The sequence below is a fragment of the Brevibacillus soli genome (genome assembly GCF_044759095.2).
GTDB lineage: Bacteria > Bacillota > Bacilli > Brevibacillales > Brevibacillaceae > JBIYSM02.
The window spans coordinates 1-11,419 of sequence record NZ_JBIYSM020000070.1; the positions used below are offsets into that span (position 1 = coordinate 1).

At 54.6% G+C, this 11,419-nt stretch carries 11 protein-coding genes, 8 tRNA genes and 1 rRNA gene; 17 read left to right on the top strand and 3 right to left on the bottom strand.

Annotation, left to right across the window (positions count from 1 at the left end):
* Nucleotides 1-302 precede the first annotated feature (302 nt).
* Entirely contained in the window at nt 303-806 is a 504-nt protein-coding gene (locus ACE99V_RS19320) for a PCYCGC motif-containing (lipo)protein (protein WP_400492878.1), read from the bottom strand.
* 175 nt (nt 807-981) lie between these two features.
* Between ACE99V_RS19320 and ACE99V_RS19325 the strand changes: the two genes are divergently transcribed.
* From ACE99V_RS19325 to ACE99V_RS19360, 8 genes are all read left to right on the top strand, one after another.
* Nucleotides 982-1,947, top strand: a complete 966-nt coding sequence (locus tag ACE99V_RS19325; RefSeq protein ID WP_400492888.1) for a metal ABC transporter substrate-binding protein — start codon at nt 982-984, stop codon at nt 1,945-1,947.
* A 159-nt stretch (nt 1,948-2,106) separates the two neighbouring features.
* Nucleotides 2,107-2,877 (top strand): metal ABC transporter ATP-binding protein, encoded by a 771-nt coding sequence (locus tag ACE99V_RS19330; protein ID WP_400492879.1) that lies wholly within the window; start codon nt 2,107-2,109, stop codon nt 2,875-2,877.
* A 29-nt stretch (nt 2,878-2,906) separates the two neighbouring features.
* Nucleotides 2,907-3,746 carry a metal ABC transporter permease gene (locus ACE99V_RS19335; protein WP_400492880.1) on the top strand — a complete coding sequence of 280 codons (840 nt, stop codon included), beginning with the start codon at nt 2,907-2,909 and terminating at the stop codon, nt 3,744-3,746.
* Nucleotides 3,747-3,767: 21 nt separating this feature from the next.
* A complete protein-coding gene (locus ACE99V_RS19340; RefSeq protein ID WP_400492881.1) occupies nt 3,768-4,187 on the top strand; it encodes a Fur family transcriptional regulator in 420 nt (139 codons plus the stop codon).
* A 105-nt stretch (nt 4,188-4,292) separates the two neighbouring features.
* Nucleotides 4,293-5,915 carry an L-aspartate oxidase gene (nadB, locus tag ACE99V_RS19345; RefSeq protein WP_400492882.1) on the top strand — a complete coding sequence of 541 codons (1,623 nt, stop codon included), beginning with the start codon at nt 4,293-4,295 and terminating at the stop codon, nt 5,913-5,915.
* Nucleotides 5,905-6,750, top strand: coding sequence for a carboxylating nicotinate-nucleotide diphosphorylase (gene nadC, locus ACE99V_RS19350; RefSeq protein ID WP_400492883.1), 846 nt, complete (start codon nt 5,905-5,907; stop codon nt 6,748-6,750). Before nadB ends, nadC begins: the two co-directional genes overlap by 11 nt.
* Before the next feature lie 12 nt (nt 6,751-6,762).
* Entirely contained in the window at nt 6,763-7,527 is a 765-nt protein-coding gene (locus tag ACE99V_RS19355; RefSeq protein ID WP_400492884.1) for a type III pantothenate kinase, read from the top strand.
* A 72-nt stretch (nt 7,528-7,599) separates the two neighbouring features.
* Nucleotides 7,600-8,409 carry a helix-turn-helix transcriptional regulator gene (locus ACE99V_RS19360; protein ID WP_400492885.1) on the top strand — a complete coding sequence of 270 codons (810 nt, stop codon included), beginning with the start codon at nt 7,600-7,602 and terminating at the stop codon, nt 8,407-8,409.
* On the opposite strand, the gene ACE99V_RS19365 is transcribed toward ACE99V_RS19360, so the two are convergent.
* Together ACE99V_RS19365 and ACE99V_RS19370 are read right to left on the bottom strand one after the other, a co-directional pair.
* A complete protein-coding gene (locus ACE99V_RS19365) occupies nt 8,346-9,581 on the bottom strand; it encodes an MFS transporter (protein WP_400492886.1) in 1,236 nt (411 codons plus the stop codon). The two genes, ACE99V_RS19360 and ACE99V_RS19365, sit on opposite strands and share 64 nt — an antisense overlap.
* A gap of 77 nt (nt 9,582-9,658) precedes the next feature.
* Entirely contained in the window at nt 9,659-10,159 is a 501-nt protein-coding gene (locus tag ACE99V_RS19370; protein WP_420998580.1) for a cupin domain-containing protein, read from the bottom strand.
* A 113-nt stretch (nt 10,160-10,272) separates the two neighbouring features.
* Here ACE99V_RS19370 and ACE99V_RS19375 point away from each other — a divergent pair.
* The 9 genes from ACE99V_RS19375 to ACE99V_RS19415 all read left to right on the top strand — a co-directional run.
* A tRNA-Glu gene (locus ACE99V_RS19375) sits at nt 10,273-10,349 on the top strand.
* A gap of 4 nt (nt 10,350-10,353) precedes the next feature.
* Nucleotides 10,354-10,429, top strand: a tRNA-Thr gene (locus tag ACE99V_RS19380).
* A gap of 11 nt (nt 10,430-10,440) precedes the next feature.
* A tRNA-Tyr gene (locus tag ACE99V_RS19385) sits at nt 10,441-10,525 on the top strand.
* Nucleotides 10,526-10,536: 11 nt separating this feature from the next.
* Nucleotides 10,537-10,612 (top strand) — tRNA-Lys (locus tag ACE99V_RS19390).
* A 25-nt stretch (nt 10,613-10,637) separates the two neighbouring features.
* Nucleotides 10,638-10,724, top strand: a tRNA-Leu gene (locus ACE99V_RS19395).
* A 67-nt stretch (nt 10,725-10,791) separates the two neighbouring features.
* Nucleotides 10,792-10,867, top strand: a tRNA-Gly gene (locus ACE99V_RS19400).
* A gap of 6 nt (nt 10,868-10,873) precedes the next feature.
* Nucleotides 10,874-10,950: transfer RNA gene (locus ACE99V_RS19405), tRNA-Arg, on the top strand.
* Nucleotides 10,951-11,010: 60 nt separating this feature from the next.
* Nucleotides 11,011-11,087, top strand: a tRNA-Pro gene (locus tag ACE99V_RS19410).
* A 257-nt stretch (nt 11,088-11,344) separates the two neighbouring features.
* Nucleotides 11,345-11,419: ribosomal RNA gene (locus ACE99V_RS19415) — 16S ribosomal RNA — on the top strand; the annotation flags it as partial.

Consider the following 11,419-nt stretch of genomic DNA (forward strand, 5'->3'; position numbering starts at 1 on the left):
GGATTGGTTCAGGGAGAAGGGTATCCCACAATGTGATTTGCTCGTTACGAAGTTTTAACATAATCGCTCACCTCAAAAAGGATTTTCGAGGAGCACTGTTGAATTTCTTTAAGAAGAAAGGAATTCAGTCCCTCTTTTTGGATGTATTGCCTCGACAACACTACTTCCATTTAGAGAGCTGAATTCCTTTTGTTTTTGACTTACCCCAGGAATTTTTCAGGGGAAACTAGCTAATGCCGGGTGGGTTTTCTTACCCGCTCGACCAAGCTTACGTGGTGCCGAGCCGGGCCCCAAAGCCAGCGTCACGACGGCATCGGAGTCGGTGTCGGTTTTGCGTACCCTTCCGCATAGGCCTTGTCGATAAACTGCCGGATTTCCTTGACCGATTTGCCGTCCTGCTTCAGCTTGGCGGAAACGACGGCGATTTCCATACAGACACCGCAGCGGGTGCCGTGATCGTCCCAGACGATCGAGCCGTCCGCTTTTTCTTCTTTAATGAAGCAGTTGCCGTTGTGCTGGTGGCCGGCGCTTTCACCGCAACCGCAGTAGCAGGGAATGGACTTGAGCAGATCCCGGTTGGCGGCGGCAATTTTGTACGCTTCCGCAATGCGCGGGTCAAGGTTGGTTAAAAAGCTGGGCAGCTTCTCGACGGATGCAGTCAATTCCTGCAGGTCGCCGTTGGGAGCATGGGTTTGGTGCGATGTATGATCGTGCTGTCCGGGCTGTGCGTGATCCTGGGAGGATGCGCAGCCTGTCAACAGGGATGCTGCAAGCAAACTAACGTAGATGAGTTTTCTCGGTTTCATGGGACAGACCTCCTTTCGGTTATGATATCACAAAGGAACGAAATCATTTGTGAAGAAAATGTTGTAAATCGGAATAAATCTTATTTACTTTTTGCACTCATATCCGTATAATTAGGGACGGTCAGACATACAAATCGGAATGATTATGTATTGGAGAGGGAGGAACCACGAAGTGATGAATGCGAAAAAAGGATGGCTGGCAATGCTAAGTGTAATCACTGCTGCAGCGATCGCCGGTTGCGGTGCGAACAACGCAGCACCCCAGCCAAATGTCCAGCCGAGTGAAGGCGGCGCGTCGCAGAAGCTGAAAGTATATACATCGATTTATCCACTGGAATATGTGACGGAGCGAATTGGCGGAGAGCACGTTGACGTAACCAATATTGTTCCGGCCGGAGTAGAGCCGCATGACTTCGAGCCAACGGCAAAAGACATCGTTGCATTGTCACAAGCCAATCTGTTCGTCTATAACGGCAGCGGCTTTGAAGTGTGGGTGGACAAAGCAGTGGAAGGCATGGACAAGTCCAAGACCGTCATCGTCAACACTACCGAAGGTTTGGAGTTGCTGAAAGCGGAAGAGGACGGGCACGAGGAGCACGCGGATGAACATGAGCACGGTGAGTTTGACCCGCACGTATGGCTTGATCCCACACTCTTGAAGGCGCAGGCGGAAAAGGTAAAAGACGCGCTGGTGCAAAAAGACCAGGCTCACAGCGCCGACTACGAAAAGAACTACCAGCAGCTGGCCTCTGATCTGGATCAGCTGGACAGGGAGTTCAAGGAAATGGTGGCAAAAGCGTCCACCAAGGAGTTTATGGTCTCCCACAGTGCTTTTGGCTACCTGGCTCACCGATACGGGCTGGAACAAATCGCAATTTCCGGCATTTCACCGGCTGACGAGCCTTCTCCTGCGGAGATGAAAGAGCTGGTCGAGCACGTAAAAGAGCACAACATCAAGTACGTTTTGTTTGAAACGCTCGTCTCTCCGAAAGTGGCCGAAGTGATTGCCCGCGAAGCAGGGGTCCAAACAGCCACACTCAATCCGCTCGAAGGCTTGACCGAAGAGGAAGCCAAGTCGGGCATGGACTACCTGTCCGTGATGAGGGCCAATCTGGAGACACTTCGAAAAGCTCTGCAATAACCATTGATCACGGTCGCTCCCGCGGGGGCGGCTGTTTTGCTTCTCGCTGCGCACTTTGACTTGTGCATTCGACGGAATCATAGTAGGATGGGTGTAGTCAAAATCAGAACGCATCCGATTTACGGTTTGTCTTATCAAACACAAGGAAGATGATCATACATGGAACATGCATTTTCGGACGAAGCTGTGGTAAAGCTCTCATCCGTAACGTTTCAATATGAAGACAAAGTGGTGCTCGACGACATCAACTTTACCTTGCACCGGGGCGATTTTGTAGGGATTGTCGGGCCCAATGGTTCCGGCAAGTCAACGCTGATGAAGCTGATCCTGGGGCTGCTCCCGGCCACTCAAGGCACAGTGGAGCTGTTTGGACAACCGCTGCAGAAGTTCCGTGACTGGTCCAAAGTGGGCTATGTTGCCCAGCAGGTGGCACACGGTGCAGGAGGATTTCCGGCCACGGTAAGGGAAGTGGTCCAATCCGGCCTGGTCGGAAAGGTTGGCATGTTTCGCCGTCTTCAAGGCGTCCACCACCAGAAAGTGCGGGATGTGGTTGAGCGGGTAGGCTTGGCGGAAAAGCTGGACCAACGGATCGGCAGCTTGTCCGGCGGTCAGCTGCAACGCGTATTTATCGCCCGGGCGCTGGTGGCTGACCCGCAGCTGCTGATTCTCGACGAACCGACCGTCGGTGTCGACCAGGAGTCGATTGAGCAGTTTTATGAACTGTTGCGTTCGCTCAAAGAAGAGAACGGCATGACGATGATGATTGTCAGTCATGACGTCGGGGTAATGACGCAATGGGTCAACAAAGTGGCCTGCCTGCAGAAAAATCTGCATTTCCACGGCACAGCCCACGAGTTTGCCCACAATCAGGAAACCATTTTGCGGAAAATGTACGGTGATACAGTGAAGCTGTTGGCACATCACCATTAACGTTTCACGAAAGAAAGAAGGAGTTTGGCATGCTTGCTGATTGGTGGCAGTATGAGTTTTTACGATACACCCTGTTTTCCGGGATATTGATTGGTCTTATTTGTCCCATTCTCGGGACGTTCTTGATCGTTCGTCGCCTGTCGATGATGGCGGACGGTTTGTCTCATGTGACGCTTTCAGGCGTGGCGGCCGGCATGCTGTTATCCAAAAAAATCGCCATCTTGCAGGCGGTGAACCCGTTGTTTTTCGGGATGCTCTTTTCGGTGATCGGCTCCCTGTTCATTGAACGTTTGCGCAAGGTGTACAAGGCGTACCAGGATTTGGCCATCCCGATTATCCTCTCCACCGGGCTCGGGCTGTTTACGGTGCTGATCAGCATCGCTGACGGCTTCACCACTGATTTGTACTCGTACCTGTTCGGTAAAATCGTAACCGTGACGAAGGAAGATTTGTACGCCTTGATCGGCGTGGCAGTCGTGGTCGCCGGTACGGTCTTCCTGATCTACAAGGAGCTGTTTGCCGTATCGTTTGATGAAGAGTTTGCCCGCGTGTCCGGCGTGGCGCGACGCTCCATCAACCTGTGGTTTATGATTCTCGTAGCCCTTACGATTGCCGCCTCCATGCGGATCGTCGGCGTTCTGTTGATCTCGGCGCTCATTACCATTCCGGTTGCAGCCAGCCTGCAAATCGCCGGGAGCTTTCGACAGACCATTCTCTACGCGATTCTATTTGCAGAAACGTCCGTGTTAGGCGGATTATACTTTGCTTATCTGTTTGACTGGGCGTCCGGCGGTACCATTGTACTGATGGCTGTCATCATCCTGCTGGTCGTGCTGGGCGCCAAACGGGTAAAATCAGCCTGGCGATAACAAGGGAAGGAGAGAAACACGATGACAGTAGAAGAAGCGTTGCAAATCCTGAAAGCGCACGGATATAAATACACGGGAAAGCGTGAAGAAATCATCCGAATCTGTGCGGCGGAGAAGCGTTATCTGTCTGCGAAAGACATCATGGAGCGGATCAAGGAGAACTACCCCAACCTTAGCTTCGATACGGTTTATCGCAACATCTCCACCTTTGTTGATCTTGGCATCTTGGAAGAGACGGAGCTGGACGGGGAAGGAAAGTACCGGCTGGCCTGCTCCGCTGAAGGTCACCACCATCACCATGTCATTTGCATCGAATGCGGAAAAACGTCGGCATTGTCCGGCTGCCCGATGAACATCATGGCCGCGATCCCTGAGGAATTCCAGGTGACAGGCCACAAATTTGAGGTATACGGTACCTGCAAGGAATGTCAGAACCAATAACCAAAGCCTTCGCATACGATGCGGAGGCTTTTTTCCTGGAACGGGGATTTGCTATAATGAATGGGATATGGAAGCGAAATGCGGAAGAGAGAAGGGACGCACGGTATGATCCCCCGTTATATGATCGATTTTGATTTGCAATCGCTGCCTCACATGAAGACGGACGTGGTCGTCATCGGGGCGGGCATTGCCGGGTTGTATACGGCCCTGCAGATCAGTGAATACGCGAATGTGGTGTTGATCAGCAAAAAAGGACTGGATGACAGCAACACGCGTTGGGCACAGGGCGGAATTGCCGCGGTGACAACCAAGTCGGACTCGCCTGCGCTGCACCGGCAGGACACGTTGATTGCCGGCGCGGGCCTCTGCTCGTATGAAGCGGTGGAGGTACTGGTGCATGAGGGGCCTGAGCGGTTAAAAGAGCTGATTGCCTACGGAACGGAGTTTGACAAGGACGCTCAAGGCCGCTACGAACTGACCAAGGAAGGAGCGCACAGCAAGCGGCGCATTTTGCACGCCCACGGGGATGCGACCGGAGCGGAGATCGTTCGGGCGCTGTCCAAGCGGACGTTGGAACAACCGAATATCACCGTGATGGAAAATCACTTCGCCATCGACGTGGTGACACAGGACGACGAGTGCGTTGGAGTCATTGTGATGAAGCCGGACGGCGAGATCTTTTACATCGAGTCCAACGCAACCGTGCTGGCAACCGGCGGAGCCGGGCAGCTGTACCGCTACACAACCAACCCGGACATTGCCACGGCAGACGGTATTGCGATGGCGTACCGGGCAGGGGCGCGCATCAAGGATGTGGAGTTTATCCAGTTTCATCCGACGGCGCTGTACTATCCGGGGGCGCCGCGTTTTCTCATATCGGAAGCGGTCCGCGGCGAGGGGGCCATCCTGCGCAACACCAGCGGAGAGCGCTTTATGGAGAAATACCACCCGCAAAAAGAGCTGGCCCCCCGCGACATCGTGGCCCGGGCGATCGTCACCGAGATGGAAAAGACCAATTCGTCGTTCGTCTATCTGGATATCACTCACGAGTCGGAAGAGCTGATCAAGCATCGGTTCCCGACCATTTACAAGTTTTGTTTGAAATACGGACTGGACATGGTGACGGACTGGATTCCCGTTGCGCCGGCCTGCCACTATATCATGGGCGGCGTACAGACCGACCTGAACGGAGAGACCTCGACCAGACGTCTCTTTGCCTGCGGAGAAGTGTCCTGCACGGGGGTACACGGAGCGAACCGTCTGGCCAGCAATTCGCTCTCGGAGGCAGTCGTCTTTGGTCACCGCATTGCCGAGCGGATTAAACAGCTGACGCCGCATGGGGGTACCCGTATGTTTGACGCGCGCGAGGAGAAACGCTCGAACCGCACGGTCAACACGATGGAGCAGCGGGTGAAGCTGCAAAAGCTGATGCTCCGCCACGTAGCACTGAAGCGGCAGGAAAAAGGACTGCTCAAAGCGTTGGAAGAGATAGAGCGTATGGGCCGTTATTATTACTATCAGCACCGTGACCGGGAGGCCTTTGAATTTCTCAACCTGTTGACCGGCGCCATGCTGACCACCCGTGCCGCGCTTTTGCGCGAAGAAAGCCGGGGCGGCCACTATCGCATTGATTTTCCCAACAAGGACGATTTGATTTGGCGCAAGCATATCATCCAGTCGATTCACGAGGGTGTGCGCGAGGAGAGTGACCTGAGCAATGTGGAATAAACGCGAACTGCAACGCAAAATCGAAGAATGGCTGCAGGAGGACATCGGCTTCGGCGACATCACGACGATGAGCACGATTCCCGAGGACGAACAGGGAACCGGGATCCTGTATGCCAAGGAAGCGGGGATGATCGCAGGGCTGCCGATTGCGCAGCAGGTGTTTGAGATCGTCGATCCGACGCTCGTCTTTACGGCCAAAGCGGCAGAGGGAGATCGTGTGGAAAAAGGGCAGCAGATCGCGGAAGTGGAGGGGTCTGTCCGCTCCATCCTCAGCGGCGAGCGTTTGGCGCTTAACCTGCTGCAGCGCCTCTCCGGCATCGCCACCCGCACCAACCAGTACGTGCAAGCGCTTGAAGGAACAAAAGCACGCGTCGTCGATACCCGGAAAACGACGCCTGGATTGCGCCTCGTAGAAAAGTATGCGGTACGTGTCGGCGGCGGTCACAACCACCGTTACGCGCTGTATGACGCGGTATTGATCAAAGACAACCACATCAAGGGGGCAGGGGGTCTCAAACAGGCAGTTGCCGCTGCCCGGGCTGCCATCCCTCACACGATGAAAATTGAGGTGGAGACGGAATCGCTGGAGCAGGTGCGGGAAGCGCTTGAGGCGGGTGCCGACATCATCATGCTGGACAACATGACGAATGAACAGATGAAAGAAGCGGTTGACCTGATCGCCGGCCGTGCGGTGGTGGAGGCGTCCGGCGGGGTAACGCTGGATACGATCCGCTCGATCGCGGAGACGGGAGTGGACGTCATCTCCGTGGGTGCGCTCACCCATTCGGTCAAGGCGCTGGACATCAGCCTGGACTTAAATCAACGGAAACGTTAAGGGAGATACGATATGCTACTGGTCATCGACATCGGCAACACCAATATCGTGCTCGGCCTTTACGAAGGGGAGGAGCTGAAGTTCCACTGGCGCATCGCTACGGACCGGAACAAGACGGAAGACGAGTACGGGATGCTGGTGCGCAGCCTGTTCATGAGCGTAGGGCTGACGCTTGAGCATGTGAAAGGCGTGATCGTCTCGTCTGTCGTCCCTCCGTTGAATGTTGTTGTCGAGCGGTTGTGCAGCAAGTACTTCCAGAAAAAGCCGGTGGTGGTCGGGCCAGGCGTCAAGACGGGGCTGAACATCAAGTACGAATACCCGCGTGAGGTAGGGGCCGACCGGATTGTCAATGCTGTCGCCGCTATTCACGAGTACGGCACTCCGCTGGTGGTGGTCGACTTCGGCACGGCGACGACATTTTGTTATATCGACGAACAGGGTCAATACTGGGGCGGGGCAATCGCTCCGGGTATCGGCATTTCCACAGAGGCGCTCGTTAGCCGCGCTGCCAAGCTGCCGCGCATCGAGATTGCCAAGCCGCCCAGTGTCGTGGGGCGCAACACGATTGCGGCGATGCAGTCCGGCATCTACTACGGATTTGTCGGGCAGGTGGAAGGCATCGTCAAACGGATGATCGCTGAGTACAAGACAAAGCCGAAGGTCGTGGCTACCGGCGGTCTGGCGCCGCTGATCGCCAATGAGACCGACTGTATACACGTCGTCGACCACAATCTGACTCTGAAGGGGCTTCGCCTCATTTACGAACGCAATCAATAACGGATCGCAGAAAAAGCCGCAGCACTCCTGATGAACGCTGCGGCTTCATCTCTATCAGGAAGGGGGGGCGGGATGGAAACACTGCTGAGACGGCCAAACGGCTTGCTGCTCCTGCGTCGTGACAGCCATGAAGCGGGCAGCTGGCGGGATGATCCCCAATACAAGCTGTTGGTTGCTACCGCCGGAGAGCTGCGCTGCCGTACGAGCAGGCAGAGGCTCTCCATTCAGCCGGGGCAGTTTCTCATCCTCAATCCGCACGAGCGGCACCAGCAGCTGGGTTTTGATCGGGAGAAGCTGCTGATTGAGCTGTCCCCCGCCTTATTGCGAGAGGTGGCGGAGTCGGTTGGTCTTTCGTCGGGAAGCGATGTCCAGTTTGCGCTGCAGCTTCAGAAGCACCCGCAGCTGACACAGTGGGCCGGGTTTACGATGGAGACCCTGCGCATGGCAGCCGGAGAGGAGGGCCGCTTCTTTTTCGACCACGCATTGGCCCAACTGGCGCTGCTGCTGCTGAAAGTCGGTGCGGGCAGCCACTCTGACGAACTGTCGGTGGTGCATTTGCACAAGACGGTCCTTTACCGGGCCGTCGAAGCGATGAAACAGGACTATGCCCGTCCGTGGACGCTGGCGGAGATGGGTGAGGCGGCCGGGGTAAACAAGTTCCAGTTTGCCCATCTGTTCAAGGAGACTGCGGGAATCTCACCGTACTCCTGGCTGCAGCTGTATCGGCTGGTTCGCAGTCAGGCGCTTTTGAAGCACACCGATCAAAGCATCCTGGACGTAGCGCTGGCCTGCGGCTTTTCCTCCACCTCCGTGTACAATCAGCTGTTTAAGCGGGTGTATGGGGTCTCGCCCGGTGCTTTTCGCAAGCGGTACAGGGAGTAGCAAGCGGTCGCCGCCATCATCCCGCCGCAAAGCAGGAATAGCGCGTTTAGCGGGAGATACGCCGAGATCAACCCGAAAACGCCCAGCGAGAGCACGTTCGAAAGGTAGAGCAGCATGGCGTTGAAGCTGAAGCCGCGCCCCATTTTCTCCCCGGGAACGAGCTGCTGCAGGAGATAGACGCGGGACAGCCCGGCGAGCGGCATGCCGATACCGGCAATCGCAATGGAAAGGAAGGGGAAGGCAAGGTGTGACGCGCCGCCCAGCGAGAGGACGCCAAGCCCCCAGATGAACGCTCCAAGCAAATAGGTGCGCAGACTGAGCTGTTTCCAGACGAGAGGGATTGCCAGATTGGTCAGGATCACGATGCCGCCAAATGCTCCCTGCAGGGTACTGTACCACTCTTCTCCATTGACGGTAAGCTGCTTGACAGTCAACAGCAGCCCCACTTCCCACACCCAGGTGTTGAAGAAGACAGTGAAGAAGCTGACGAGGAACAGTTTGCGCAGCGTGGCTTCCCCTTTTGTCCAGTTTACAAATTCGCGAATGGACGAATAGATGTCGCCCAGTCGGCGCGGTTGAGCCGATGCGGCGGCTTTTTCGTTTACGCGCAGCAGAGCGAGGCAGGCAGCGCTCATCAGATAGGTGATGGCATCAAAGGCGAAGAACGCGGCAACGCCGGCGGTACCCAGGAGGGTCACCGTAAGCATGGGACTGAGCACCTGCACGCCGCGGGAGGCGGAATCCATCAGGCTGTTGGCGGCAGGACGCTCGTCAGAAGTGGTGATGAGCGGGAGCACAGCGCGATGCGCCGGATTGAAAAAGCAGCCCAGACTTTGAATCAGAAAGCCGATGATCAGCAGATAGACGTAGGAGAGCTGTCCCGCCTCGTGCAGGAGAAAGACAGACAAGACAAGCGGGGCACGGACGAGATCAATGATCATCAAGAGCTTTTGCCTGGGAAGCCAGTCGGCAACGACGCCCCCGACAAGGCCGAACAACAGGTACGGCGCAGTCTCGGCGATCACCACGCCGGTGGTGTGCCAGGCGGACCCGGTCATGTCGTGGGCGAGAAAAAGAAAGGCTAATCCGGTAAGGACGTCCCCCAAACGGGAGATGCTGCCCCCGAGGAAAAAGAATACAAATGATTTGTTGCCAAGGACTGTTCGGTACATGGAAGTTCACCTCATCGACAGCGTAGCACGGGGAGAGACGGTAATCTTCCATGATCTTGCTCGAGGGGAGAGCAAGATTATCTGCTGTCTTCCTTGTTCGGTTCCGAGTCCCAATCAGGCATGGCATCAGCAAGCTTGAATGCTTTCCGTTGATCTCTGAGGAGAATGACTTCCTCATCCGGATAGTACGCGATATCCCCATCTTCTTTCGTGCCCACGTCCAGGATCTCCAACACCTCTGTCCCGGTATTGATAAACGGGTGGGCAATGTCTCTTCCGGCCGGCTTGGCAACAAAGTCGCCTTTTTTTACCGGATACTCCTGACCGTTCATTCGCAGCGTACCGTTTCCGCTCAGGATCAGGAAAAACTCTTCTTGCTTGGAGTGGGCGTGGTACTTGGCGCTTTTGGAACCCGGGCTGATTTTGTCGACATTTACGTAAAACTTTTCGCTGCCTGCCGCTGCGCCGAGAAAGAGGGTCGTTGCCTTGCCGCCCAGGTAGTCTTCAACAAATTGTTCAGGGACATGGTTTAGATTTAGAATATTGGCCAATTGGAACAGCTCACTTTCCCATATCATCTTAGAAACTATACAAATACTAACACGCAGCAAATTCCTGATAATACCATTGATTTTTAGAAGAATACCTGCTAGTATTGTAATTCCGTGAGGGTACTCACCGTTACATACTTGGCCCGTTGGTGAAGCGGTTTAACACAGCAGCCTTTCACGCTGTCATTCAGGGGTTCGAATCCCCTACGGGTCACCATGCTGCCGGTGTAGCTCAATTGGTAGAGCACCTGACTTGTAATCAGGGGGTTGTGGGTTCAAGTCCTATCGCCGGCACCATTCTTGCCTTTGGGGAGATAGCGAAGTGGCTAAACGCGGCAGACTGTAAATCTGCTCCCTCTGGGTTCGGCGGTTCGAATCCGTCTCTCCCCACCATTTGCAAGTATGAGCCATTAGCTCAGTTGGTAGAGCATCTGACTTTTAATCAGAGGGTCGAAGGTTCGAGTCCTTCATGGCTCACCAGTACTACACCCCCAGAATGAAATATGCGGTCGTGGCGGAATTGGCAGACGCGCTAGATTCAGGTTCTAGTGGTGGCAACACCGTGGAGGTTCAAGTCCTCTCGACCGCACCATGTTACCCCAAAAAGTGACGCAATGCTCTGAAGCTAATTCCGAATACTTTTCGGGAACCCCAGAAATGCGGACGTAGCTCAATTGGTAGAGCGTCGCCTTGCCAAGGCGAAGGTCGCGGGTTCGAGACCCGTCGTCCGCTCCATATTTTGTGCCCTTAGCTCAGCTGGATAGAGCGTTTGACTACGAATCAAAAGGTCGGGAGTTCGAATCTCTCAGGGCACGCCATATAACTTTGTTACGGGCTCCGTCCAACACAACCGATCGTGTAAGTTGGGTGGATTTTGTCGGGAAGTAGCTCAGCTTGGTAGAGTACTTGGCTTGGGACCAAGGGGTCGCAGGTTCGAATCCTGTCTTCCCGACCATTTACCAATAATTACATTTGATTTTTTTAATAGGATCATGTTATATTGGTACTCGTCCTCTTTGAGGGGCGGAACACTTGAGACAGATTAAGATCATTACCAAAAACTTTCTCTTGATTTAATAGGTCCAAGTGTGGTAGATTAAAATTCCGCGCTTCTGGTGCGGGAACAAAAATGCTCTTTGAAAACTGAACAGCGAAGCGTTTTAAATAGCCAAGCAAACATGTTTTTGAACCTTGATCAATTTCTTTCTACCTTTATTGGAGAGTTTGATCCTGGCTCAGGACGAACGCTGGCGGCGTGCCTAATACATGCAAGTCGAGCGAGTCCCT